The following is a 25405-nucleotide window of genomic DNA, read 5'->3' as shown; positions in this document are numbered from 1 at the left end:
GCTCGGCACTCATTCGCACGGTTGTCTCCCGGAGTGCACCGGGGTTCACCGCACGATTGGTCTGGTAATCGTCGCCGCCTCGGCATCTGGTGGCTCTCGGTATCGGGAACCGGCCACGGAACAGCTCATGCTGTCACCGGGCAGCGAATGCCAAGGTTACCCGATGCCGGTTCCCGCGACCAAACCGGTCCCCACTCGGTACCCGGTCCCCGACTGTTACTCCCGGTATACGCACTGCGGATGAGACATCCGGCTCACAGCGAAGTGCCCGATCCGTTGCCGGACCGGGCACTTTCACCTCGACTCAGTTGTCGTCGTCGACCGGTGGCCCGGCCGGGCGCCCGGCCGCGCGGCGCCGGGCCCGGCGGACCGGTGCTCCGGCCTCGACGGGTTCGGACGCAAGGTCGGCGACCGGCGCTGCCGGCGGCTCCTCGGCCGGTAGCACGAAGACCGCGGCGGCGGCGTCGGCTGCCGGTGAGGCCGTGGACCTGGCGACGCGACGCCGCCGGTGCCGTGACCCGGCAGTACTGTCCTCGGCCGGTGCTACGGCAACCGGCGGCTCCCCACCGGTCTCCGCTGTGGCACCTGTCGCCACCGACGCAGCTGTGCCGTTCGCGTCGGCAGTAGCGCTATTGGGGGCGGCAGCGGGTTCCGGAGCACCGTTCGAAACAGGCTCTGTTACCGGAGCGGCCTCGTGGCCGGCGGCGGTGAGCACAGCGGCGGATGTGTCCGGCACGGCGGTGGCACCGGTGACAACGTCCGCCGTCTGCGGCTCGCTACCCGACGTGGCGTCGGCATCCGCTTCAGCAGTCGATTCGATGGCTTCCGACGCCGCGCTGCCGGCAGCCGGCACCGACGCTGCGGATTCGGTATCCGGTCCGCCGGCATCCGCTGCTGTTTCCGCGGCGATTCCGGCCGTATCCGCGGCAGCCCCGGCCGTCTGCACCGAGGCTTCGGCGGTACCCGCGGCGCTCGCTTCGGATACCGCGTGCGCAGCACTGCCGTTCGACTCGGCAGCAGCACGCTCCCCGGACGATGCGGCACCGGCGGAGCGCCGGACCCGGGTACGCCGTCGCCGCGGTTCCCCGGTACCACCGGTCTCGGCTCCTGTCGCAGTGCGGGCCTTCTCCCCGGCTTGGCCAGCGACCTCGCCGGTCGCGACCTGATCCGCGGCCGTAGCCGCCTCGTCCGCCACATCCTCCGACTGGTGCGCGGCCATGGCCAGCGCCACCGGATGCGCGCGTTTGGCCGCCGCGTCCTCTTCCGAGATTTCGGCCACCGGCGCCGGCGCGGCGGCAGCGGGCGCGGCCTTGTCGCGGTTGCGGCGCCGCCGCGAACCCGATTCGCGACCCCGGCCCGAGCTCTCGTCGGCGCCACCGGCTTCCACCGGGTAGCTGTGTACGAGGATGCCGCGACCGTGACAGTGCTCACAGGTACTGGAGAAGGCCTCCACCAAGCCCGTGCCGAGCTTCTTGCGGGTCATCTGCACCAGGCCCAGCGAGGTGACCTCGGAGACCTGGTGGCGGGTGCGGTCGCGGCCCAGCGCCTCGGTGAGCCGGCGCAGCACCAGGTCACGGTTGGATTCGAGGACCATATCGATGAAATCGACCACGATCATGCCGCCGATATCGCGCAACCGCATCTGCCGCACAATCTCCTCGGCGGCCTCGAGGTTGTTACGGGTGACCGTTTCCTCGAGGTTGCCGCCGCCGGATCCGGTGAACTTGCCGGTGTTCACATCGACCACGGTCATGGCCTCGGTCCGGTCGATCACCAGGGTGCCGCCGGAGGGCAGCCATACCTTGCGGTCCAGCGCCTTGGCCAGCTGTTCGTCGATCCGGTAGGTCTCGAAAACATCGACCCCGTTGTTCTCGTGCCGGGAAACCCGCGCGAGCAGGTCCGGAGCGACGGTGCCGATATATTCTTCGACCGTGTTCCAGGAGCGTTCGCCCTCGATCACCAGTTTCGAGAAATCCTCGTTGAACAGATCACGGACCACCTTCACCAGCAGGTCCGGTTCTTCGTAGAGAGTTTTCGGGGCATTGGATTCGGCCTCGGCGGCCGCGGAAACCTTACGCCAGGTGGCCTGCAACCGCTCCACATCGCGCGTCAGTTCCGCCTCGCTGACTCCTTCGGAGGCGGTCCGGATGATCACCCCGGCATCGGTGGGCACGATCTCGCGCAGGATTTCCTTGAGACGTTTGCGCTCGGTATCGGGCAGTTTGCGGCTGATCCCGGTGGAGGTGCCGCCCGGCACGTACACCAGGAATCGGCCGGCGAGGCTGATCTGGGTGGTCAACCGGGCGCCCTTGTGCCCGACCGGGTCCTTGCTGACCTGCACCAGCACCTGATCGCCGGGTTTGAGGGCCTGCTCGATCTTGCGTTCCCTACCGCCGAGCCCGGCGGCCTCCCAGTTCACCTCACCGGCGTAGAGCACACCGTTGCGGCCCCGGCCGATATCGACGAACGCTGCCTCCATGCTCGGCAGCACGTTCTGCACCTTGCCCAGGTAGACATTGCCCACCATGGATGCCGATCCGGTGCTGGTGACGAAATGCTCGACCAGGATGTTGTCCTCGAGCACCGCGACCTGGGTCGCCGACGGATGGCCTGGGAACTCTTTCTCCCGGACCACCATGACCCGGTCGACCGATTCGCGCCGCGCCAGGAATTCCGATTCGGTGAGGATCGGCGGGCGCCGCCGACCGGCCTCGCGACCGTCGCGCCGGCGCTGCCGTTTGGCCTCCAGCCGGGTGGAGCCGCTGATGCCCTGGACCTCGTCCACGGCGGCACGGGCCCGAGTCTTGTTCCGCGGTTCGCGTTCATGGACGACCGTGTTGGGCGGATCGTCGTCGGCGGATTCGGCCGCCTCGCCGGATTCCCCGGATACTTTCCGCCGGCGCCGGCGCCGGCGACGGCGGCTCGAGCCGCCCTCGGATTCCTCGCCGGTATCGGCGGCTTCCTGGCCGGCAGCATCCTCGCTCGGGGCGGATTCGTCCTCGGCCTCGGCGGATGCTTCCGCCGGTTCGGCGGACTCGTCCTCTTCGGCATCGGTTTCGCTATCGCCCTCGGACTGCTGCTCCCCGCGCCCCCGGCCACGGCCCCGCCGGCCACGGCGGCGGCGACGCGGCTGATCGTCGTCGTCGGTTTCACTCTCGGATTCACTGTCCGCGGCGGGCTCCGGCTCGGCCTTCTGTTCGGCTTTCTGCTCGGCCTGCCGTTCGGCTTTCTGCTCGACCTGCCGTTCGGCCTTTTGCTCGGCCTGCTGCTCGGCCTTGCGGCGACGCCGCAGATCCTCGGCGGCGGCCATATCCGGCGAGAGGAACAGCGGAGCCGCGACGACCGCGCTTTCGAATACGGCCGGTTCGGTCGAAATGGGTTCCTCGGGCACCGGGCTGGCGAACAGATTCGCCGCGGCGGTGAACGCGGGCAGCGGCATCGACGGGGAGTCCGGCGCGCTCGTCGAGAGGGTGGCGGAGACGGAGGCCGGGCCCGCGAGCTCGGACGGTTCCGCGGAACCCGCCGCGGTATCGGGAGCCGAACCGGATCGGGTGCCGTGGTCACCGCGCGCCGATCCACTGTTTTCGGCTGCCTCACCGAACGCGTTCGTTCCGGGCGGTTCAACGGCCTCGGTGGCCGCACCGAGTTCGGCGGCGGCACCTGAGCCGGTCATAGGCTCGCCGACAGTACCGCCGGGGTCGTCGGCCCGGCCGGTGTCGGTGACACGGGCGGATTCTTCAGCGCCGGAGTCGGCAGTACCCGATTCGGTCGTGCCGGGCACACCGGCAGCCGCGGATGACTCCACGCCGGATGGGGGCGGAGCGGTCTCGGTCGCCGGGGCCGGAGCGAGCCCGGTACCGGCGGCCACCACATCGGGTGCGGTGGGTTCCTCCGGTTCCCACACCGCCGCGCCCGCGGCCACGGTTTCCGTACCGATGCCAGGAATTTGCCCGGAACCGCCGCCCGACGCCGGAGCGGGGCTCTTGGCCTGCTCGGCCCCGGGGACAGCGGTCTCGGTTCCTGTAGCGGAGGCACCGGCCTCACCGGTACCGGCAATTCCTCCCGGCCCCGCCGCGCCCGTTTCCGGGCCGACAGCGGCCGGCTCGAACAGGCCCGGTTCGGGAGGGGTCAGGTTGGGGGTGGTCAACGATTCGCGGACCGATTCCGCGACGGCCCGGTCCACGCTCGACTGCGGGCTGCGGACCTCGGTCCCCAGTTCGCTGAGTTTGGCCAGGATACGTTTGCTGGTTACGCCCAAGCGCTTGGCAAGGGCGTGCACTCGGATTCGCTCCGGCAAGTGATCGTCGTCCTGTGATGTTGTGTCCAGCGGCTCTTGATCGGCCACGAAGTCTCCTCGGGCCCCCGGGCGCGTTCCTCTACGAGTGACGCGGCCGTCGCGGGGACGCTTTCCGTCCGCCTCGCGCGGTTGGCGCAAGGTCAATGGTCTCGCCCCGCGTGCCCGGTTATCTCCACTATCGAACGTCGGTCGGGCTAACTGGCCACGCGGCGCCTGGCATCTGGCTGAACGCCGCAGTCCGAGCACTCGTCCAGCGCGCCGGGCAGACGCAGCCGAAGTGTCCGGCTTCTACGTCCGCGGCAGCGATGGCGGCATCGTTCCGCAGTGTGTCATCCGGTCGCACCCTGTGTCGGGCACAACCAAGTACCAGTATCCCACACAGTGCGCCAGGTGTTCGCCATGGCGCCGCGCAAGGCACTCGCACGGATCCGGAAAGCCCGTTACCGGGCAGTGTTCAGAGCGGGAATTCAGGGAACCAGAGGGAGATCTCGCGTTTGGCGGACTCGGGCGAGTCCGATCCGTGCACCAGGTTCGACTGAGTCTCGAGACCCAGATCACCGCGGATACTGCCCGGGGCGGCTTTCTCCACCGGATCGGTGCCGCCGGCCAACTGCCGGAAGGCGGCGATGGCACGCGGCCCCTCCAGAACGGCCGCGACCACCGGACCCGAGGTGATGAATTGGATCAACGAGCCGAAGAACGGTTTATCGGCGTGCTCGGCGTAGTGCTCACCGGCCAGTTCCTCGCTCACCTGCTTGAGCTCGAGGGCGGCGATTTTCAGGCCCTTGCGCTCGACGCGGTCCAGCACCTCGCCGACGCAACCGCGCGCCACGCCGTCCGGTTTGATCAGAATAAATGTCTGCTCTGTCACGCGGCCAGCCTAATGGGCGTGGTCGAGCCGGCCTCAACCGCAGTCCGCACCCGGCCGGAGTTCCCTCGGTGGCTGCCACGGCGCGCGGCCCCGGCTAGGAGCTTCGGCCCATCCGCTGACTGGGCAGCGTCCCGGCCTCCATCCGGCGTTTGACATCGGACCGCAGGACCAGGATGAACCCCCACACGATGAGGAAAACGATGCCGATGATCGCGATCGAGATATGGAAGATGCCACCGATCAGCACCAGCACCTGCAGGCCCAGGTTGAACGGTATCGCCCAGGACCGCCGCTGCAGCCCGGCCCCGGCGATCATGATCAGGGCGAGCACCACCAGATAGGTCCCCGAGACCCAGGTGACACCGCCGGCGATATCGGCGACCACCGGCAGGGCGAGCAGCACCGTGATCGCCTCGAGCACCAGCGCCCCGGCCATCACCCCGCGCAGCCCCTTCCACGGATCCGGTGCGGTCGGCACCGGCTCCGGCCCTTTGGGTTGGCTCTCACTCATCATGCGTCCTTATCGTTGGCACCGGCGTCGGGAATGCTCTGTACCTGATCGGCGCGGCCTCCGGCAGCGCGGGCTTCCGCCCCCGTTCGGTGGACACCGTCTGTCGAGCGCACCTGGCGGCGAGGTCTTCGCAAGCCTTGCTCGACCCGGAGCACCGATCAGAAGGGCAGGCTCACCCGGCCCTCCACTCTCCACTTTCATCCTGTGAAGAGCCGACCTTGTCGGTTCGGGGCCCGTCTCGGATCTGGACCGACGGAGCGGGGGAGCGAAGCGGAGGAGCGGAGGAGGGAAGATCCGAGACCCACAGGGCCCCGAACACCGCGGCGCCGGAGGCGCCGCAATCCAACACAGCATCACGCCGGCGCCTTGCCGAACAGCGCACGGGCGGCGCCGGCGGTGACGACCGAACCCGTAACCACTACGCCCGCGCCGGACACCATTTCCCCACCCTCGCCGACATCCTCGGCGAGGGCGACGGCGGTTTCCAGCGCATCGGGCAGGCTCTGCGCGGTGACCACGCGTTCGTCACCGAAGCGCTGCACGGCCAGATCGGCCAGCCGATCGACCGGCAGGGCGCGGGGCGACCCGTTGGTGGTGACGACTATCTCGTCGAAAACGGGCTCGAGCGCGGCGAGGATCCCGGCGGTGTCCTTACCACCCAGAACCGCCACGACCCCGACCAGTTTGCGGAAATCGAATTCCGCGGTGAGTGTGGCCGCCAATGCGGCCGCACCGGCCGGGTTGTGTGCAGCGTCGATGAACAGAGTGGGTGCGTTGCGCATCCGCTCCAGCCGGCCGGGGCTGGTGGCCTCGGCGAAGCCCGCACGGACTGCCTCGATATCGAGCCGGCGCTGCGATCCCGCCCCGAAGAACGCCTCCACTGCGGCCAGCGCGAGGGCGGCGTTATGGGCCTGGTGTTCGCCGTGCAGCGGCAGGAAGATCTCGTCGTATACGCCGCCGAGGCCCTGGAGTTCGAGTTGCTGACCGCCGATGGCGATCCGGCGGCTCAATACCTGGAACTCGGAGCCGGCCCGTGCCACCGCCGCATCCACCTCGACGGCGCGGCGCAACAGCACATCCATGGCTTCCGGATCCTGTTCGGCGATGATCGCGACATTGTCGACGGGTACCAAGGATTCTGGGGCGGGTTTGATGATCCCGGCCTTCTCCTTGGCAATGGAGGTCAGGTCGGGACCCAGATAGTCGGTGTGGTCGAGGCCGATAGGGGTGATCACCGCGACCTGGCCGTCGATCACATTGGTGGCGTCCCAGCTGCCGCCCATCCCGGTTTCCACCACAGCCACATCGACCGGTGCCTCGGCGAACGCCGCGTAGGCCATGGCAGTGAGCACCTCGAATTTGCTCATCGGCGGGCCGCCCGCGGAGGCCGATTGGGCGTCGATCATCTCGATATAGGGCTGCAGTTCGCGATACAGCTCCACGTAGTGCGCGGGGGATATCGGCCGGTTGTCGATTCCGATCCGCTCGGTGGCCAGCTGAAGATGCGGGCTGGTGAGCCGGCCGGTGCGGCGGTGCAGTGCGGTGAGCAGCGAATCGATCATCCGGGTCACCGATGTTTTGCCGTTGGTGCCGGCGATATGGATCGATGGGTAGCCGCGCTGAGGTGAACCCAGCACATCCATCAGCGCCGAGATCCGGGTGAGCGACGGCTCGATCTCGGTTTCCGGCCAGCGCTGGTCGAGTTCCGCCTCGACCAGCGCCATCTCCGCGAGTTCCACCGGCGATGGCCCGGTACCGAGCTGGGCGCCGCCGTGCTGCGGTTCCGGTTCCGGGTTCGGTTCGTGGTCGTTCACTTGTCACTCAGCTCGGACAGCCGGGCCCCGATACGGTCCACCTCGGCCGCCGCGACATCACGCCGCGACCGGATCTTGTCCACCACCTGCTCCGGCGCCTTGGCCAGGAAGGCGTCGTTGCCGAGTTTGGCCTCGGTACCGGCGAGCTCCTTCCGAGCGGCGGCCAGATCCTTCTCCAGGCGGCGCCGCTCGGCCACCAGGTCCACACTCCCGGAGGTATCCACCTCGACGGTGACCGTGGTGGTACTCAGCCGCACCTCCACCGACGCGGTGGCGGCGAAGTTCGCGCCCGGTTCGGTGAGCCGGCCCAGGTTCGCGACCTCGGGATGCAGGTGGGACAGCCCGGCGGTGTCCAGGCCCAGCACCCGCGCGGCGACCTTCTGTTTGTCGCCCAGCCCCTGATCGCTGCGGAACCGGCGGATCTCGGTGACCAGCCGCTGCAGATCGGCGATGCGCTGCGCGGACCCGGTATCGGCCGGAACCCCGGCCGGCCGCGGCCACTGGGCGATCACCACCGATTCGCCACCGGTCAGCGCCTGCCACAGTGTTTCGGTGACGAACGGGATCACCGGGTGCAGCAGCCGCAGCACCGAATCCAGCACGGTCCCGAGTACCACGCGGGTGGATTCGGCGCGGGCCTCGCTTTCGGTGAACTGGACCTTGGACAGTTCCAGGTACCAGTCGCAGAGTTCGTCCCAGGCGAAGTGGTAGAGCGCCTCGCATGCCTTACCGAACTCGTAGGCGTCGAACGCGGCGTCGACCTCGAGCAGCACCTCGTCGAGCCGGTCGATGATCCAGCGGTCGGTGTCGGTGAGCGTATCGCGGGCCGGGAGGTCGCCGGAGCGGGCGCCGTTCATCAGCGCGAACTTGGTGGCGTTGAAGAGTTTGGTGACGAAACTGCGTGAGGCCAGCGCATGCGGTTCGCCGACCGAGAGGTCGCCGCCCGGCTGGGCTCCGCGGGCCAGGGTGAACCGCAGGGCATCGGCGCCGTAATCGCGGATCCAGTCCAGCGGGTCGATACCGTTGCCACGCGATTTCGACATCTTCTTGCCGTATTGGTCCCGGATCAGGCCGTGCAGGAACACATCCTCGAACGGCACCTGGTACTGCCCGTCCTTACCGGCGGCGACCGCGGCGTCGTCGGCCACGAAGGTGCCGAACATCATCATCCGGGCCACCCAGAAGAACAGGATGTCGTAGCCGGTGACCAGCACACTGGTCGGATAGAACTTCGCCAGTTCCGGTGTCGCGTCCGGCCAGCCCATGGTGGAGAAAGGCCACAGGCCGGAGGAGAACCAGGTATCGAGGACATCGGGGTCCTGCACCCAGCCCTCGGGGGCGTCTTCGTCCGGCCCGACACAGACCGACTCCCCCTCGGGGCCGTACCAGATGGGGATCCGGTGACCCCACCACAGCTGGCGGGAGATGCACCAGTCGTGCATATCGTCGACCCAGTCGAACCAGCGCGGTTCCTGGCTCGCCGGGTGGATCACGGTGTTCCCGTTACGCACGGCATCGCCGGCGGCCTCGGCCAGCGTCTCGACCTTCACCCACCACTGCATGGACAGCCGCGGTTCGATCGGTTCGCCACTGCGCTCGGAATGACCGACACTGTGCAGGTAGGGGCGTTTCTCGGCGACGACCCGGCCCTCGGAGGCCAGCCGTTCGCGCACCTTCACCCGGGCCTCGAAGCGGTCCATACCGTCGAATTCGGTTCCGGTGTCGGCGATCCGGCCGCGTTCGTCCATGATCGTGGGCATGGGCAGGTTGTGCCGCAGGCCCATGTCGAAGTCGTTCGGGTCGTGCGCGGGGGTGATCTTCACCGCGCCGGAACCGAACTCCGGATCGACGTAGGAGTCGGCGACGATCGGGATCTGCCGCCCGGTGATGGGGTGCTCGAGTGTGGTGCCGATCAGGTCCTTGTACCGCGGATCGTCGGGGTGCACCGCGACCGCGGTATCACCGAGCATCGTCTCGACCCGGGTGGTGGCGACGATGACATGGGGTTCGGCATCGTCGAGCGACCCGTAGCGCAGCGACACCAGTTCGCCGGCGACTTCGTCGTGTTTGACCTCGATATCGGAGATGGCGGTGCGCAGTTCCGGCGACCAGTTCACCAGCCGTTCGGCCCGGTAGATCAGTCCGGCGTCGTAGAGCCGCTTGAACATGGTCTGCACGGCCCTCGACAGGCCTTCGTCCATAGTGAACCGGTCGCGCGACCAATCGACGCCGTCACCGAGGGCGCGCATCTGCCCTTGGATCGCGCCGCCGGATTCACGCTTCCAATCCCAGACCTTCTGCACGAACAAGTCGCGCCCGAGGTCCTCCTTGGTCTTACCGTCGGCCGCGAGCTGCTTCTCGACCACGGACTGAGTCGCGATACCGGCATGATCCATCCCCGGCAACCACAGCACCTCGTACCCCTGCATCCGCTTCCGGCGGGCGAGGGTATCCATGAGGGTGTGGTCCAGGGCATGGCCCATGTGCAGGGTGCCGGTGACGTTCGGGGGCGGCAGCACGATCGAATACCCGGGCGCGGAGCTCTGCGGGTCGGCGGCGAAGTAACCGGCGGCTACCCAGCGTTCGTACAGGTCGGCCTCTACCTCGCCGGGATTCCAGCTCTTGGGGAGGGCATCGGCACGATTACGCGTGTTGTCAGGGGCTGCGCTGGTCACGCGCCGAATTCTAGTGTTATCGGCGACGCCTCCGGCACCGCGGGTGCTGTATATATTGCGACGCCTCCGGCACCGCGGGTCGGGGCCATGTCAACCCCTGCCATTGATGCCGGCGGAATCGGATGTCGATGAGCCCCGATACGAAACGGGCAGTGCAGGGAAAGGCCGAGGCGGAGCCTTCGGTGGATGAGGGACACCGAAGACTCCGCCTACAACGACCAGCCTACCGCCGTTCGACTGCTGTCCCCCTAATCCACAACCAATTCTCAGCTTGAGCACCGGAATTCTCAGGTCCGTCACAAACCCGCGCGCGCCGCCGGTTTCTCCCGAGACGCGGTGCGACGACCTGAGAATCGGCGCATCAGAGGATCGTCGATCCAGTGATAGATGGCGGCTCCCGCCACCGTGGACAGCACCAAACTCAGTGCGGCGAACCCCAGCCAGCCCAGCAGCCCGAACTGTTTCCCGCCGATGAGGAAGCGGGTGATCAATGCCATCACCGGGAACTGGATCAGATAGAAGGCGAAAGAGATATTGCCCAGCCAGACCATCCGCGGCGAGGCGCTGAACCCGCGGATCCCCGCCAGGTCGCGCGCGGCCAGCGTGGCCACCAGGGCGGTCATCGGTGCGAGCAGCAGCGCCGACATCTTGTAGTTCGGTGGCACCACCCAGGTCGCCGCGTAGGCGATCAGCAGCGCGATCACCGGCAGCGCCAGGCGGGTGTTGCGCCAGCGGCCCTCCAGCACCAGTCGTGCCGCGAGCACCCCGAGGAAGAACTCGGGCAGCCGCGACAGCGGGAAGTTATAGCTGAGCCAATACGACAAGGCCACCGGGATATCCGACTGTTCGAACCAGATGGGCGCGGCATGAAGTTCGAAGTACGGCGATACCTCACCCGGTATCAGCCGCGGCGCGAAGGTATTCGCGATGCCCTTGGGTCCGGGCACCCACAGGTAATACGCGGTGTGCAGCAGCAGAATCGCCACCAGCGTCCCCGCCAGCGCCCACGGCACCTGATGGCTTCTGATCCGGCGCACCAGCGGCAGCGCGAGCGGAAAGCTCAGGTAGAAAAGGATCTCCGCGGCAAGCGACCAGGACGGCACATTGAGCCCGCCGACCGTCGTCCATTTCGGCAGCCAGGTGTGGATCAGCGCGAGGTTCGGCGCCCAGACCACCGGCCGCGTCAAAGGGACACTCACCACCAGGATGAACGCGACGGCCGCGACCAGGTGGGTCGGATAGATCTTCAACACCCGGCGCCAGTAGAACCGCGGCACCGACGCCCCCGGCCGGAACGACCAATAAATGATGAACCCGGACAGGACGAAGAAGAAGGTCACTCCCGCGGCACCCAGCTGCATGGGCATGAGCTGATGGATCTGCCGGAACAACTCCGACTTCTGGAACGGGTACACCGGCAGGAATACCAGGGCGTGCAACACGAACACGGCGAACGCCGCCCACCAGCGTGCCCCCGTCAGCGACGGCAGCGACGGCCGCACCGCCGCCGGATCGAGAAACTCCGAACCGGCCTCGACCCGGGCCGGGACCGTGCTCACCGGCGGATCGCTTCGTACACGGTCTCCGCCGTTACCGAATCCCCCTGCGCCGAGGGATGGAACGGCATACCGGCCACATCGGCCGCGGGATCGAAGAAACCGTTCAGCCATGGCTCGTCCGAGCACAGTCCGTGGCCGGCGGTCACCGAGCGGATATCGACGAACTCGAGTTCCAGCAGCTCCGCGGCTTCGCGTTGCGCATTGTCGAGGCGGTCCAGGTATTCGGTCACCGCGCGGCCCCGCGGCTGCACGACCTGTCCGACGCCGGCTACATCCACGCATACGTGTTCCTGCCCCGCCGGGAACAACTCCGGGTACCCGACCAGCATGATCCGTGCGTTCGGCGCGTAGTAGCGCATATACGTGACCGCCTCACGGATGCGCTTGGCGTAGAGCTGGCCCGTGACGTTCCGGTATTCGGTGAACCGCCCCTGTTCGGCCGCCTCCAGCCCGCATCCGTCGACGAAGTTGAACACGCAGGACTGCAACGACGTGATCAGCGACGCCGAATTGGTCTTGGACCAGACGTCGTTCATGCCGGTCTGGATAGCGATGACCTCGGTCTCCGGCCCGAATGCCTGCTGCTTTGCCGCCTCGGCCACCTCGTGCACCAGCCACCAGCCCTGGCCCGATGAGATCGTGGAACCACTACAGGAGGCGTCCACGAACTCCGGCGTGCCTGCGACCCCTATCCGCTCGCTCAGCCGAGTCGGCCACGACGTGGCGGCGTGCAGGCACTCCTTGGTGCCCGAGAACAGCTTCGGGTAGTTGGCGGTGAACGAATCACCGAGCACCACCAGGGATTTTCCCACGGGCCGGCTGTTTTCGACCGGCGCCGCCGTGGCCGGTGCGTACATGGTGGTCATGGCGAGAGCGGCCACTGCCACAGCGCCGGCCATTCCACCTCGCCACCGAAAGAATCTGCGAATCACGATTTCCCTGTCGGTCAGTAGCCGGCCTGCGGATCGAAATCGGGGAGAGTGAGTGTCGGCTCGGGTTGGGCAGGTTCGGGTTGGACGGGCGCCTGCTGCTGCGCGGGAGGCTGCGGCGCCGGTTCCTCGGCCGGTGGTTCCGCGACGGGCGGGGGTTCTACCGCAGCATCGGGAGCCGGTGGCGGGTTCTGCGGCACCGGAGTAGTCGGGGCAACGCTCGCCGGCGCCTCCGTGCTGGTCACAGCGGTACCGGAGGTCGCCCCGTGGTCGTCGTGCGACGCGGAGTCGTCGCCACACCCGCTTACGCCGAGAACCACCGCGGCGCATGCAAACACGGTAACCAGGCAACGTTTCATGAAGATTCCCAATCCTGCTGGCATTTCGGCATCCGCGACCCACAGAGCCGGGTCGCGGAGTTGTCACCGACGATATCGCCGGGCCCGCCGGACCCGTTACTATCCCGAATTCCTCGGGCGGTGCGATAGGTACAGTTGCCGAAATCGGTCACACTGGGGACCCTGGACCACGTGAATCCCCCGCTCGACTCGATCCCGTTGTATCCACCCGAATCATTCCTCCCCGAATCGGATTCGTTTGTCGTGACCCCGCGGGGAGTCGTGGACCTGCGGGGCAGCCGTATCGGGGAGTTGCGGTATCCGCCCACGGCCACGGTAATCTTCGCGGGTATCCCAGGTGCTGGTAAGAGCACCGCGCTGCGCAAGCTGTTCGGCTCCGAACCCGACGCCGAAACCGCACTGTCAGGTCCCGGCGGCGCGCTGGTACTCGATTCGATCCAGGCCCGGAACTCGTGGCGCCACCGGTTGGCCTGGTTGCCCTACCCGCTGTGGCGCCCGGTGGTGCATCTGGTGCACTTCCGCCGGATCTGGATCGCCCTGCGTGACCATACGGGTCCGGTGGTGGTCCACGATTGCGGCACCGTGGCGTTCACCCGGCAGATGCTGACCCGCTGGGCCGCACGACGCGGTCGCGAACTACATATGGTGCTGCTGGATGTCCCCGCCGCGATCGCCCGGGATGGGCAGTACGCCCGCGGGCGACGAGTGGGCCGCGCCTCCTTCAACTGGCATGTACGTCGCTGGAGACGCCTGCTGGACCGGGTCGAGAGCGGGACGGGGCCGCGGCCGCAACCGGAGTCGGTGGTCATCCTGGACCGCACCGGCATAGATCACCTGCACGAAATCAGGTTCGCCCCATGACCCGGCGGCAAGCGGAACCGGACGCCGGACCGCAGGCGCAGGTCACCCCGTCCGGATTCTTGCCGCATCCTGATCGCGCACCGGCCGAACTCAGCACAAAACGGTGAGCGCACGCGGTGCGATCCGCAGCGTGACCGGGAGGTGCCCGGCGGGTTCGCCGTCCGCGGTAGCGGGGGCATCCGGCGCCGACAATCGCACCGATTCGACCCGATACTGACTCACGGCGGGGTGCTCGATCCGTTTACCCGCCGAGAGTGCCGGCAGGATGCGCAGCATCTCCAGGTGCGACACCTTGCCCACGACCGTCACATCGAGCAGCCCGTCATCGCAGACGGCATCGGGGCAGATCCGCATCCCTCCGCCGTAGGTGGAGGTGTTACCCACCGCGACCAGCAGCGCCTCGGTCTCGACCACCGGATCCGATCGGTCCCTGCCCAATTCGATGCGATACGGCACGCTGGTCCCGTGGGCGATCTCGGCGACCGCGGCGAAGGTGTAGCGCAGCCGTCCGCGCGGCCGACGCATCCGGTTGGCGCGCAGGGTGACCCGGGCGTCGTAACCAGTGCAGGCGACCGTCGCGAACCACATCGATTCGTGCCCGCTGGGTTCGAGCCGGCCCAGGTCGATCGTGCGCACACTCCCCCTGCGGAGCAGGTCGGCGGCGGCGCGGGGGTCGTCACTGATACCCAGTTCACGAGCGAGATCGTTCCCGGTGCCCGCCGGGAGCAGGGCGAGTGGGACCGTCGTATGCGCGAGCGGGTCGAGAATTGTGGAGACCAGTCCGTCACCGCCGACGCAGACGACCGCATCGGGCGGTCCGGCGGCGAGGGTGGCTCGCAACTGTTCCCGGGTTTCGGCTGCGGAGGGGGCGTGGATCTCGAGGATCTCGATCCCGTCGCGTGACAGTTGTTCCATTATCGCGTGCGCCGCGTCTCGGGATCTGCCCTGCCCGGCGGACGGGTTGGTCACCACGGCGACCGTTCGCACCTCGCGAATATCGGCTCCGTGGCCGCCGGCCTCGGTCATGGCAGTAGTGTGCCAGGGTTGAGGATCCCGGCCGGGTCGATTTCGCGTTTCACCGCGCGCAGCACCCGCACGCCGAGCTCGCCGATCTCGTCCGGTAGCCACCGGCGATGGTCGGCGCCGACGGCGTGATGGTGGGTGATGGTGGCGCCGGCTGCGATGATGGCGTCCCCCGCGGCCTGTTTCGCGGTTTGCCACTGCGCGATCGGGTCATCGAGGAGTTTCGCGACGACGGTGAAGTACAGCGACGCGCCGGTCGGGTAGGTATGCGAGATATGGCACATGACCAGCGCGGGCGTCCCCTGGGCGGACAGCGATTCTGTCAGCGCGGTGGAGACCTGCGTTTTCAGTTCGGCGAGGCGATTCCATGTAGTCGCGGTTTCGAGGGTTTCGCACAGCACCCCGGCGTCCAGCAGGGCGTCGCGCAGGTAGGGCGCTGCGAAACGGCCGTGCTCCCAGGCTCGGGCCGGGTCGGGACCCAGTTCGGTACCGCCGGCCGCACGCAGGACTTCGGCCGCCTCGGCGCTGCGGGCGGCGACATGGGCCGCGCTGCCCTCGAAGGTCGTCACCGCCAGGCACCCGGAAACCGGGGCACCGCCGATGTCCTTGGAACGGGCCAGATTCAACCCGGTTTCCGCCTCGTCCGACAATCGCAGCACCGTAGGGGCCGCGCCTGCCTGCACCACCGCGCGTAACGCGGCGGCTCCGGTGGCGAAATCGGGGAATGACCAGGCCATATGGCCGGTGGTCTCGGGGACGGGATGCACCCGCACCGTCACCTCGGTGATCACACCGAATGCCCCTTCGGAGCCCACGAACAGTTCACGCAGATCCGGCCCAGCGGCCGAGGCCGGTGCCCGGCCGAGTTCCACTGCCCCGGTGGGTGTGGCGACCCGCAGGCGCTGGACCATATCGTCGAATCGGCCGTATCCCGCGGAGGCCTGCCCTGACGAACGAGTCGCGGCAAAACCGCCGATACTCGCGAATTCGAAACTCTGCGGGAAATGTCCGAGTGAAAGCCCGTACGCGGCGAGCAGCTCTTCGGCACGCGGACCGGTGACCCCGGCGCCGAAGGTCGCGGTACCGGACACCGGGTCGCAGTCCAGCAGGGCGTCGAGGCGGCGCAGGTCCAGGGCGATCACCGTCTCGAAACGGCCGCGGACCGGGTCCAGTCCGCCGACCACGCTGGTTCCGCCGCCGAAGGGTACGACGGCGATGCCTTGTTCGGAGCAGTAGGCGAGCACGCCGGCCACCTGGTGGTGATCGGCCGGGTAGACCACGGCATCGGGTGCGTCCTGGGGGCCGGTGTCGCGGCGTCGCAGCAGGTCGAGAGTGCTCTTACCGCCGGCATGCCGCAATCTGGCTACGTGCTCGGTGGATATCTGCTGTTCCCCCACCACCCGCGCGAGTCCGGCCCGCCGGTCCGCGGACAGGAGCGGCGGCCGCAGCGGCACATCACCCTCATCACGACGTATCGCCGGTTCCCCAGAGACGCCGAACACCTGGCCCAGCAGGCCGCGGATCTGCTCCGGCAACGGTGTGTGCCCGGCGGGAACTCCCCAGGCGTCCCACACCATATCGGGGCGTGCTGCGGTCACGGCCGGTTCTTCGGGGGTGTCGCCCTGCCCAGTGGTCATGCGTTACAGTTTGACATGTTCTGTCAAGCAGTAACGAATTGAGATCGAGGTCGCAGCCCGTGCCCACCGGCGCAGTTCCCGAAGACACCGGTTCCGTGGACCGGCTCATCCTGGATGCCGCACGTGACTGTGTCGCGGAATTCGGGGTCCGGCGGACCACACTCGCCGAGGTCGCCCGCCGCGCGCGGGTGAGCCGGCCCACGGTCTACCGGCGCTGGACCGACAGCCGCGCACTCATCGGCGAACTGCTGGTACGCGAACTCCGGGCGATCATCACGGCGGCCGTGCCCGAATCGGGCGACGCGCGTACCCGCCTGGTCGCGGGGATCGTGGGTGGCTCGGCGCAGGTGCGGTCGAACCCTCTGTTCGGCAAAATCTTCCGCACCGATACCGACCTGATGCTCACCTATGTCTTCGGCCGCCTGGGCCGCAATCAACGCGAACTGCTGGACCTGTTCGGCACCGGTATCCGCGAAGGACAGGGCGACGGATCGGTGCGCCCCGGCGACCCGGCGCATCTGGCCGCGATGGTCCTGCTGATCGCGCAGTCGGCGGTCCAATCGGCGGCCACTGTCGCCGAACTGCTCGACGGGCCGGCAATGGACACCGAACTCCGGCACGCCCTCGACGCGTACCTCACGCCCGAGACCCCCTCGTCCAGGAAGGAGTAGCGCACGGACCACCTGTTCGCGCCCAGTGGACAGCCGTGCCACGAAACCATGGTCAGCAACCCTTCCGACACCACCGGCGCAGCGCTCAACGCCCGCCGGCGCAGCCACGAACTCACTGCCCTCGGCGACGACCCCACCGTCGATCTACTGGTCGTCGGCGGCGGAGTGACGGGCGTCGGCGTAGCCCTCGACGCGGCTACTCGCGGCCTGCGCACACTGCTGGTCGAGAAGAACGACCTGGCACACGGCACCAGCCGCTGGAGTTCCAAACTGGTCCACGGCGGCCTGCGCTATCTGGCGAGCGGGCGAGTCGGGATCGCCTACGAGAGCGCCGTGGAACGCGGGATCCTACTGCGCCGCAACGCCCCCCATCTGGTGCGACCGCTCCCCCAGTTGGTACCGCTGCTACCTGATATCGGACTGTCTTCCCGCGCACTGATCCGCACCGGTTTCCTGGCCGGCGATCTGTTGCGCGCCGGCGCCCGCACCTCCGGTTCACTGCTACCGCGCTCACGCCGGGTGACCCGCGCCGAAGCACTACGTCTGGCCCCGACTGTGCGCCGCGACGGGCTACGCGGCGGACTGCAGGCCTGGGACGGGCAACTGGTCGACGACGCCCGCCTGGTGGTCGCGCTGGCCCGGACCGCGGCCGCCCGCGGCGCGACCGTACTCACCCGCGTCGCGGCCGAAGCCGTCACCGGCGAGGGGGCCACCCTGCGCGACACCCGGACCGGGGAAACCCTCGAAGTCCGAGCCGGGGCGGTGATCAACGCCACCGGAGTCTGGGCCGACCAGGTCGATCCCAGTATCGAACTGCGCCCCAGCCGGGGCACCCATCTGGTGTTCGACGCCGCGGCCTTCGGCGGCCTCACCGCCGCGCTCACCATCCCGGTTCCCGGTTCCGTGGGCCGCTTCGTCTTCGCCCTGCCTGCACCGCACGACCGGGTCTATCTCGGCCTGACCGACGAGGACGCACCGGGACCGGTCCCCGACGAACCCGGTCCGACCCCCGGTGAGATCGATTTCCTGCTCGACACCGTGAACACCGTGGTGCGAATCCCGCTCACGCACAGCGATATCCGCGGCTCCTACGCCGGGCTGCGCCCGCTGCTGCGCACCGGCGGTGACAGCACCGCAGATATCTCGCGCGAACACGCGGTCCTCACTTCACCATCCGGTGTGATCACCGTGGTCGGCGGCAAACTCACCACCTATCGGAAAATGGCGCAGGACGCCCTCGACACCGCGGTAGCGCACGCCCGCCTGACCGCCGGACCATGCCGGACAACCGATCTACCACTGGCCGGCGCGGTCGCCGGCGCGGCCCGCGATCATCTGCTCGCGCCACAACTGCTGATCGAACGCTACGGCGCCGAAGCGCCGGCCGTCGCAACCCTGGCCGCGACCGACCCCGAACTCGCTACCCCCGTGGCGCCGGGATCGGATGTGCTGGCGGCAGAATTCGCCTGGTCTCTCACTCAGGAAGGCGCCCTGGACGCCGGCGATCTCCTGGACCGCCGCACCCGGATCGGCCTGGTCCCCGACGACCGCGCCGCGGCCCGCGCCACCGCCGAGGCGATGGTCGCCGCCTATTCCGAGTGAGCCGCGGCATAGTGCCACTCCGCCGCGGACGCGGTCATACAGGCGCGCGGCCAGCGGTCCAGCCCGTGCTCGATCTCCTCGGCCCGCACCGCGCGCAGGCCGGGCGTCTCGTCGGCGGTATCGAGATAGCGGAATCCCAGCCGAGCGTAATAGGGCCCATTCCAGGCGACCTCGGTGAACGTCGTCAATGTGATCGCCGGCAGCCCGCGCTCCGCGGCCCAGCGGACCGCCCGGTCGATGAGCCGCCGCCCGATCCGCTGCCCTCGTAACCCGGGCAGTACCGATACCTGGTCGATATGCGCGTTCCCGTCGACAACGCTCACGATCAGATACCCCACCGGCGCCCCCGCGCTCACCCATACCCACGCCCGCCCATCCAGCACGAACTCGCCGAGCACCTCCGTGGACAGCGGTTCGTCCCCGGCCACCGCATCCATCCCCACCGCAGCGAACAGTTCCCCCGCCCGCACCTCGATCTCCTGCAGCCGGGGTATATCCGTGGCGGTTGCCTCGCGGATCATGAGCGCTCCTGTTCGTGGTACCGAACTGCAAAGAGTACTGAGCAAGGTGGACCGCGGCGCCGCAGGCGCCGCAAGAAAATACAGCTCGCATCTATGCTGGTGCGGTGATCTGAGGAAGGAGCCTGGGGTGCGCGTCGATACGTCCACCATCGGTATCGCGCCGGGTGAGGGCCTGGTGGCACGCTTCGGTGATGTCGTGATCTACCTGGTGGGTGCCAATGCGTCCACCGAACGGATACTCGGCGCCGTCGAGGCGGTGGCAGATGTGGAGCATCCGGGCGCGGCGATCGCACAGCGGCTCGCGGCCGTGGTCTTCGGGACCGGTTCGGAACCGCCCCCGTTCGGCTTGGTCGCGCCCACCGCCGACGGCACCCTCGTACTGCTGCGTGGCCCGGTGTCGGCGTTGATATCCGGTGCGGAGGGTTCCCGGCGGCTGGTCGGGGCGCGTGCTTTCACCTGGGTCGACGAGATCCTGCGTGATCCGGTCCGCATCTTGTCGGTCGGCCCGGGCGCGGACGCCCAGGTGACGCCGTATCCCCGGACCGACCTGCGCGCCGGGGTGGTGCCCGGCGGCGGCTTCGTGATCCATGCGGCGGTCCGCCGGAGCAAGAAACCGGGTCGGCCCGCCGCGGCCGAACGAGTCGCCGGGGAGCCACCCGCCACGGCACCGGCCGGTCTGGTGGCGGCCGCCCCGGAACCGGCGCCGGATTCCGGTCCACGTACGGGACTTGCGGCCGCCCGCCCGGCGGAGCCGCTACCCGGCACCCGAGCCTGGTCCGCGGCACCCGCGCGGGCGGGCGCCGGTCCCATCAGGCTGCGTAAGGACACGGCGAAACCGCGCGCGCACGCCCCCCACAACGGCGCGGACACCCCGGAAATGGGCGCTGCCGTACTGGTCGCCGAGGACGGTACCAGTTACCCGCTGAACCGCGCGTACGTGATCGGCCGCGGTCCCTCGGTCGACGAATCGGTGCGCCGCAAGACCGCCGCCCCGCTGGTGTTGCAACGCGACCGCCATATCTCACGCGTGCACGCCTACCTCTCGGTAGACGCCGGCAAGGTGTACCTGCGTGATGCCGGTACCGCGGCGGGCACCTTCGTCTCGACCCCCGACGAACCGCGCTGGACCCGTATCGGGCAATCACCGACCGAATTACCGCCCGGGGGCCGGATCCGCATCAGCGAACAGGTCCTCACCTACCCGACGGAATCCGCGGACGCCGGTTGAGCGGTGTGCCTGAGCCACGCGTCCGCGTCGCACAGCGCACAATGGCGGTATGCACCGCAACGGCCCGACCGAGGACATCGACGAAACCGCGCTCACCGTCACACCGCCGAAAACGCAGGCGGCCGGAGTCCGGGCGGTCGGGGTCGCGCTGGGGCGAGCGGTCGCCGATATGGGTGTGATCCGCACCGCGCGCACGCTGGCACGGGTGAACCAGGTGAACGGGTTCGACTGTCCGGGATGCGCGTGGCCGGAGCCCAGCGGGCACCGCCGCCCCGCCGAGTTCTGTGAGAACGGGGCGAAAGCGGTCGCCGAGGAGGCGACCCTGAACACCGTGGGCCCGGAGTTCTTCGCCGAACATTCGATCGCCGATCTCGCCGGGAAGTCCGGGTACTGGCTGGGCCGCCAGGGCCGGCTGACCCACCCCATGGTGCTGCGGCCGGACGATACCCACTATCGTCCGATCGCGTGGGGCGACGCCTACCGGTTGATCGCCGAGCAGTTGCGGGCACTGAGCTCCCCGGATGAGGCCGTGTTCTACACCTCCGGCCGCACCGCGAACGAAACCGCATTCCTGTACCAGTTGATGGTCCGCAGTTTCGGGACCAACAACCTGCCCGACTGCAGCAACATGTGCCACGAATCGTCCGGCACCGCCCTCACCGGTTCCATCGGGATAGGCAAGGGTTCGGTAACCGTCGACGATTTCACGGCCGCCGATCTCATCCTGATTGCCGGCCAGAACCCGGGCACCAACCATCCGCGCATGCTCAGCGCGCTCGCCGATGCGAAGAAATCCGGCGCCGAAATCGTCGCGATCAACCCGCTGCCCGAAACCGGCCTGATCGGATTCCGTGATCCGCAGACCGTCCGCGGGCTGACCACCGGCGTCGATATCGCAGACGATTTCCTGCAGATCCGCCTCGGCGGCGATATGGCCCTGTTCCAGGGTCTGGCGAAACTGTTGTTCGAAGCCGAGGACCGGGCCCCGGGCACTGTCCTGGACCGTGCCTTCATCGAATCGCATACGGCCGGTTTCGCCGACTACGAGCGCCATATCCGCGCGGTCGACCTCGACACGGTGTACGAGGCGAGCGGTCTCACTCCCGATGAACTCGCCCGCACCGCCGACCGGCTGGTCCGCTCCCGCAACACCATCGTCTGCTGGGCGATGGGCCTCACACAGCACAAGGGCGCGGTCGCCACCATCGAGGAAGTGACCAATCTGCTGCTGACGCGGGGCATGATCGGCAAACCGGGCGCGGGGGTCTGCCCGGTGCGCGGTCATTCCAATGTGCAGGGCGACCGGACCATGGGCATCTGGGAGCAGATGCCCGAACCGTTCCTCGCCGCGCTGGACCGTGAGTTCGAGATCACCAGCCCCCGCACCCACGGCTACGACACCGTCGCCGCCATCCGTGCACTGCGCGACGGGCAGGCCCGCGTGTTCTTCGGGATGGGCGGCAATTTCGTCGCCGCCACCCCGGACACCACCGTCACCGAGGCCGCCCTGCGCAGCTGCGCACTCACGGTGCAGGTGTCGACCAAACTCAACCGCAGCCATATCGTCCACGGCACCACCGCGCTCATCCTGCCGACCCTGGGCCGCACCGATCTGGATATGCAGGACGGCCGGCGCCAGCAGGTGTCGGTGGAGGATTCGATGTCGATGGTGCACCTGTCCACCGGCCGGCTCGACCCGGTGAGCGACGAACTGCGCAGCGAGGTCGCGATCGTCTGCGAACTCGCCCGCGAACTGCTGGGTCCCGGACATCCCGTGCCCTGGGAAAGTTTCCGCGGCGACTACGACCGGATCCGCGATGCCATCGCCCGCGTGGTGCCCGGATGCGCCGATTACAACGGCCGGGTCCGGCAGCGCAACGGTTTCGTCCTCCCCCATCCTCCACGCGATACTCGCGAATTCCGCACCGCCACCGGGAAAGCCAATTTCGCGGTGAACGAGCTGAGCTGGGTTCCGGTGCCGCCCGGCCGGCTGGTCCTGCAATCGCTGCGCAGCCACGACCAGTACAACACCACGATCTATGGTCTCGACGACCGCTACCGCGGTGTCCATCACGGCCGCCGCGTGGTGCTGGTGAACGCCGGCGATATCACCGAACTCGGTTTCCGGGACGGTGATCTCGTCGACCTGGTCGCGGAGTGGACCGACGGTGTCGAGCGCCGGGTAACCGGTTTCCGGCTGGTCGAGTACTCCACGCCCCGCGGGAACGCCGCCGCCTACTACCCCGAAACCAACCCCCTGGTCCCGCTCGACCATGTAGCGGAGCGGTCGAATACACCCGTGTCGAAGGCGGTCGTCATCCGGCTCGAACCCCATATCCACCAGCGCAGCCCCGAATGAGCAGAGTCATCGCGCGACGCCGGATGCGACGGATCACCCCGACCGGCGAGATCACCCGTCCCGACGCCCTGGCCGTCGAAGAACCCCTGGAAATCCGGGTCCGCGGGGAATCACTCACCGTCACCATGCGCACCCCCGGCAACGATATCGACCTGGTGCACGGTTTCCTCTTCGCCGAATCGCTGATCACCGAGGCCGCCGATATCCGTACCGCCCGCTACTGCGCCGGCACCGACGACGAAGGCCGCAATACCTACAACGTTCTCGATATCGACCCTGCCGTCCCCGTTGCCCTGCCGACCCGTCCGTTCCTGACCACCGGAGCCTGCGGCCTGTGCGGGAAAACCGCCCTCGACGAGATACGGCAACGCAGCCGCCACCCACTCCCGCCGCCGCAACCATTGATCGAGGCCGCGGTCCTCGGCCGCCTGCCGGACGCTCTACGCCGGCGGCAGGCGGTTTTCGACGCCACCGGCGGCCTGCACGCCGCAGGCCTGTTCACCGCCGACGGCGCCGCCGTGGCCGTGCGGGAGGATATCGGCCGGCACAACGCGGTCGACAAGGTCATCGGCTGGGCGTTGCGGGAGAACCGGATTCCGGCATCGGATCTCGTGCTGGTCGTGAGTGGTCGCGCTTCGTTCGAACTCGCACAGAAAGCGGTCCTCGCCGGTATCCCGATCCTCGCGGCGGTGTCGGCCCCGAGTTCGCTGGCAGTGGATCTCGCCGCCGAATCCGGGCTCACCCTGGCGGGTTTCGTCCGTGGTGACACGATGAACATCTATACCGGCGGCGAGCGGGTCACGGGGTCGGTCGCCGGCGCCTGATGCGAGCCGCCCCGCGGTATGCGCGCGACCGGCGGACACGGAGGTCTGTCCGTACGACTACTGCCGCCGGGCACGCACTGGGCGCCCCGGCCGGTCGCCCGGAACATGGTCGGCAGAAGTCTGTGCTGCCGACGGCCGCCGCCAGTGCGGATACCGGGTACGCCCGGTCGGCAGAGCTACCGACTCGGCAATCGAAGGCTCGCCGGCCCGCAACAGCGTCGCCGTCTACGTGTCCGGCGCCGGTTGCCACACCCCACCGACAGCCCGTGCTCTTCCGGCACTCGAGCCGGAGCCGGGTGGTGTCGGCGCGGAGCAGCCTCGACACCCGCGGCCGACGCGATCTACGCAGGACCGTTCGGCATCGGTAGCTGTCCGTAGTGGATCCGTGCAGCTTCGGCCGGGCGGGTTCTTTGTGGTCGGCACCGGCCGGCGCCGCTACGGCGGATCAGCGAGCTTCCCACGCCGGATAGCCGCTGAGATCCAGATCGTCCTTCGCGTCGCCGGCGAACTTCTCCATAAGCCCGAACCAGCGCGACCCCAGGAACCGATCGCGCAGCCACAGACCATATGTGGTTTTCGGCGCCAGGAAGGGGCCGGGGCTGCTACCCAGACCGACTTTCGCGTACCGGCGCATGATCCGGTCGTAACGGGCGAAAGCCACGATATGCTCGCCCTCTGAGGCGGCCAGTTCCCCCGCGAGCACATAGGCACCCACCACCGCCAGACCGGTACCGAACCCGGCGAGGGTGTTCCCATAGGCGCTGTCACCTACCAGAGCCACCCGCCCCGCCACATAACTCGGCATCCGGACCCGGGCCAGCGCGTCGAGGTAGAAATCGTCCAGTACGGGCAGTTCGGCAAGCATTTCGGGGACCTGCCATCCCATCCCGGTGAACTTCTCGGTCAGCACGCGACGCTTCTCGGCCTCGTCCGTGAAATGCATTTCGGGTGCCGCGAACAGATACATCTGCTGCGCTTTCGCACCACTTCCTACCGCGAGCCGGCCCGCGTCGTTGTGGGCATACGATTCGCGCCTGCGCGGCCCGTCCGACTGCTCGCGATGGGGTGGTTCCCCAGCTATGGCGTAGTAGTAACCGCGATGCCGGACGAAATGCTCGTCCGGCCCGAAGGCCAGCCGGCGCACCCGGGAGTGGATACCGTCCGCACCGAATACCAGATCGAAGTTCCCTGCCGGGCCGTTCTCGAATTCGACCTCGATGCCGCCCTCGGTTTCGCGCAGCGTGCTGATCGAATCACCGAACCGGTAGGCGCAGTGCCCTGCGCCCGCCTCGTACAGGATTGCGGCCAGGTCGCCACGCAGGATCTCGACGTCGCCGCCGGTGAAATCGCCTGATATCCGCGCTCGCTCGTTCCCGTGGGCATCGACGAGGACCATATCGGTGGCGCCGGTACTGCGGCGGCAGATTTCGTCGTAGACGCCCATCCGTTCCAGCACCGTGCGGTGCACAGCGCCCTTGAAGTCGACAGCCTGGCCACCGGGCCGCAGCGCTGGGGCGCGTTCGACCACAGTGACGTCGAACCCGTAGCGAGAGAGCCAATAGGCGAGCGTGGGGCCGGCGATACTCGCGCCGGAGACGAGAACGCTGCGGTTCTTCATGATGAACTCCGTCCAGAATATGCGTCCACTGGATACTGTTTCCCGC

18 protein-coding genes are annotated in these 25405 nt (G+C 68.3%); 6 read left to right on the top strand and 12 right to left on the bottom strand.

Annotated elements, in window-relative coordinates:
* Positions 1–304: 304 nt before the first annotated feature.
* From NS6_RS25120 to NS6_RS34935, 8 genes are all read right to left on the bottom strand, one after another.
* Positions 305–4345 carry a translation initiation factor IF-2 N-terminal domain-containing protein gene (locus NS6_RS25120; RefSeq protein WP_245669501.1) on the bottom strand — a complete coding sequence of 1347 codons (4041 nt, stop codon included), beginning with the start codon at positions 4343–4345 and terminating at the stop codon, positions 305–307.
* Positions 4346–4751: 406 nt separating this feature from the next.
* Positions 4752–5168, bottom strand: coding sequence for a nucleoside-diphosphate kinase (gene ndk / locus NS6_RS25115; RefSeq protein WP_068046294.1), 417 nt, complete (start codon positions 5166–5168; stop codon positions 4752–4754).
* A gap of 94 nt (positions 5169–5262) precedes the next feature.
* Complete coding sequence (locus tag NS6_RS25110; protein WP_068046943.1) at positions 5263–5679, bottom strand: DUF4233 domain-containing protein; 417 nt, start codon at positions 5677–5679, stop codon at positions 5263–5265.
* 353 nt (positions 5680–6032) lie between these two features.
* Positions 6033–7418 carry a bifunctional tetrahydrofolate synthase/dihydrofolate synthase gene (gene folC / locus NS6_RS25105; RefSeq protein ID WP_443093657.1) on the bottom strand — a complete coding sequence of 462 codons (1386 nt, stop codon included), beginning with the start codon at positions 7416–7418 and terminating at the stop codon, positions 6033–6035.
* A 71-nt stretch (positions 7419–7489) separates the two neighbouring features.
* On the bottom strand, positions 7490–10168 hold the full coding sequence (locus NS6_RS25100; protein WP_068046292.1) for a valine--tRNA ligase: 2679 nt from the start codon (positions 10166–10168) through the stop codon (positions 7490–7492).
* A 296-nt stretch (positions 10169–10464) separates the two neighbouring features.
* Positions 10465–11727 (bottom strand): acyltransferase family protein, encoded by a 1263-nt coding sequence (locus tag NS6_RS25095; protein ID WP_245669500.1) that lies wholly within the window; start codon positions 11725–11727, stop codon positions 10465–10467.
* A complete protein-coding gene (locus NS6_RS25090) occupies positions 11724–12626 on the bottom strand; it encodes an SGNH/GDSL hydrolase family protein (RefSeq protein ID WP_068046289.1) in 903 nt (300 codons plus the stop codon). The genes NS6_RS25095 and NS6_RS25090 overlap by 4 nt, the downstream gene beginning before the upstream one ends.
* A gap of 47 nt (positions 12627–12673) precedes the next feature.
* Positions 12674–12901 carry a hypothetical protein gene (locus tag NS6_RS34935; RefSeq protein ID WP_157112933.1) on the bottom strand — a complete coding sequence of 76 codons (228 nt, stop codon included), beginning with the start codon at positions 12899–12901 and terminating at the stop codon, positions 12674–12676.
* Positions 12902–13186: 285 nt separating this feature from the next.
* Between NS6_RS34935 and NS6_RS25080 the strand changes: the two genes are divergently transcribed.
* Complete coding sequence (locus NS6_RS25080) at positions 13187–13876, top strand: P-loop nucleotide/nucleoside kinase family protein (protein ID WP_245669499.1); 690 nt, start codon at positions 13187–13189, stop codon at positions 13874–13876.
* Between the two features lie 90 nt (positions 13877–13966).
* Here NS6_RS25080 and NS6_RS25075 read toward each other — a convergent pair whose 3' ends face one another.
* Positions 13967–14902 (bottom strand): diacylglycerol/lipid kinase family protein, encoded by a 936-nt coding sequence (locus tag NS6_RS25075; protein WP_068046284.1) that lies wholly within the window; start codon positions 14900–14902, stop codon positions 13967–13969.
* Entirely contained in the window at positions 14899–16476 is a 1578-nt protein-coding gene (locus NS6_RS25070) for an FAD-binding oxidoreductase (protein WP_068046931.1), read from the bottom strand. The genes NS6_RS25075 and NS6_RS25070 overlap by 4 nt, the downstream gene beginning before the upstream one ends.
* 119 nt (positions 16477–16595) lie before the next feature.
* Between NS6_RS25070 and NS6_RS25065 the strand changes: the two genes are divergently transcribed.
* Entirely contained in the window at positions 16596–17207 is a 612-nt protein-coding gene (locus NS6_RS25065) for a TetR/AcrR family transcriptional regulator (protein WP_068046281.1), read from the top strand.
* 48 nt (positions 17208–17255) lie between these two features.
* Complete coding sequence (locus NS6_RS25060) at positions 17256–18809, top strand: glycerol-3-phosphate dehydrogenase/oxidase (RefSeq protein WP_068046278.1); 1554 nt, start codon at positions 17256–17258, stop codon at positions 18807–18809.
* Here NS6_RS25060 and NS6_RS25055 read toward each other — a convergent pair.
* A complete protein-coding gene (locus NS6_RS25055) occupies positions 18797–19330 on the bottom strand; it encodes a GNAT family N-acetyltransferase (RefSeq protein ID WP_068046275.1) in 534 nt (177 codons plus the stop codon). The genes NS6_RS25060 and NS6_RS25055 overlap by 13 nt on opposite strands.
* Before the next feature lie 127 nt (positions 19331–19457).
* Here NS6_RS25055 and NS6_RS25050 point away from each other — a divergent pair, with 127 nt between their 5' ends.
* From NS6_RS25050 to fdhD, 3 genes are read left to right on the top strand one after another with little or no spacing between them, the layout of a single operon-like run.
* Positions 19458–20558, top strand: coding sequence for an FHA domain-containing protein (locus tag NS6_RS25050; protein WP_068046273.1), 1101 nt, complete (start codon positions 19458–19460; stop codon positions 20556–20558).
* Between the two features lie 49 nt (positions 20559–20607).
* Positions 20608–22917 (top strand): FdhF/YdeP family oxidoreductase, encoded by a 2310-nt coding sequence (locus NS6_RS25045; protein ID WP_068046270.1) that lies wholly within the window; start codon positions 20608–20610, stop codon positions 22915–22917.
* Positions 22914–23741: a formate dehydrogenase accessory sulfurtransferase FdhD gene (gene fdhD, locus NS6_RS25040; protein ID WP_068046266.1), complete on the top strand. Its 828-nt coding sequence runs from the start codon at positions 22914–22916 to the stop codon at positions 23739–23741. Before NS6_RS25045 ends, fdhD begins: the two co-directional genes overlap by 4 nt.
* A gap of 445 nt (positions 23742–24186) precedes the next feature.
* On the opposite strand, the gene NS6_RS25035 is transcribed toward fdhD, so the two are convergent.
* A complete protein-coding gene (locus NS6_RS25035; protein WP_068046928.1) occupies positions 24187–25359 on the bottom strand; it encodes an FAD-dependent monooxygenase in 1173 nt (390 codons plus the stop codon).
* Positions 25360–25405: the final 46 nt, after the last annotated feature.

Source organism: Nocardia speluncae NBRC 108251 (genome assembly GCF_001613245.1).
Classification (GTDB): domain Bacteria; phylum Actinomycetota; class Actinomycetes; order Mycobacteriales; family Mycobacteriaceae; genus Nocardia; species Nocardia speluncae.
This window is presented reverse-complemented; position numbering and strand designations above follow the sequence as displayed.

Coding starts and splice junctions, on each gene's coding strand:
- NS6_RS25110 (WP_068046943.1), bottom strand. CDS start 5,679: ATGAGTGAGAGCCAACCCAAAGGGCCGGAGCCGGTGCCGACCGCACCG.
- NS6_RS25090 (WP_068046289.1), bottom strand. CDS start 12,626: ATGGCCGGCGCTGTGGCAGTGGCCGCTCTCGCCATGACCACCATGTAC.
- NS6_RS25075 (WP_068046284.1), bottom strand. CDS start 14,902: ATGACCGAGGCCGGCGGCCACGGAGCCGATATTCGCGAGGTGCGAACG.
- NS6_RS25070 (WP_068046931.1), bottom strand. CDS start 16,476: ATGGTGTGGGACGCCTGGGGAGTTCCCGCCGGGCACACACCGTTGCCG.
- NS6_RS25060 (WP_068046278.1), top strand. CDS start 17,256: ATGGTCAGCAACCCTTCCGACACCACCGGCGCAGCGCTCAACGCCCGC.
- NS6_RS25055 (WP_068046275.1), bottom strand. CDS start 19,330: ATGATCCGCGAGGCAACCGCCACGGATATACCCCGGCTGCAGGAGATC.
- NS6_RS25045 (WP_068046270.1), top strand. CDS start 20,608: ATGCACCGCAACGGCCCGACCGAGGACATCGACGAAACCGCGCTCACC.
- fdhD (WP_068046266.1), top strand. CDS start 22,914: ATGAGCAGAGTCATCGCGCGACGCCGGATGCGACGGATCACCCCGACC.
- NS6_RS25035 (WP_068046928.1), bottom strand. CDS start 25,359: ATGAAGAACCGCAGCGTTCTCGTCTCCGGCGCGAGTATCGCCGGCCCC.